The following is a 568-nucleotide window of genomic DNA, read 5'->3' as shown; positions in this document are numbered from 1 at the left end:
ATGTTGGCTTAGAAGCAGCCATGCATTCAAAGAGTGCGTAACAGCTCACTGGTCGAGTGGACATGCGCCGACAATACACGGGGCTAAGCTGGACACCGAAGCGGCGGGATTTTAATTCATTAGAATCGGTAGGGGAGCTTCCCATGGGCGGAGAAGCCGGAGGGCGACCGACGGTGGAGCGCATGGGAGTGAGAATGCTGGCATGAGTAGCGAGAGACGAGAGAGTAACTCGTCCGCCGTGAACCCGAGGTTTCCTGGGCAAGGCTAATCCTCCCAGGGTCAGTCGGGGGCTAAGGCGAGGCCGGGAGGCGTAGCCGACGCGCAGCAGGCAGACATTCCTGCACCGCGCACGCGGCGCTACGACCGACGGGGCGACGGATGGGGGTGGCTCGGCGGGGTTCTGGACGTCCCCGTGATGGAGCGCGGCCCGCGGACCAGGGAAATCCGGTCCGCGCACAGGGCGAGGCTCCGGACGAAGCACTTAAGCGAAGCGAGTGAGCCCGAGGTCCCTAGAAAAACCCCTAGGCAGGCGCGTGCGCGCCCGTACCGCAAACCGACACAGGTGGGT

General features: G+C 63.9%; 1 rRNA gene. It reads left to right on the top strand.

From position 1 onward, the window contains the following. Nucleotides 1-568 (top strand): 23S ribosomal RNA (locus ACTM82_RS09030); the annotation flags it as partial.

Origin of the sequence: Collinsella sp. HCP3S3_E5 (assembly GCF_052067635.1) — a bacterium.
Lineage (GTDB): Bacteria > Actinomycetota > Coriobacteriia > Coriobacteriales > Coriobacteriaceae > Collinsella.
Note: the sequence above shows the minus strand (reverse complement) of the source record. Positions and strands in the feature narration are given on the sequence as shown.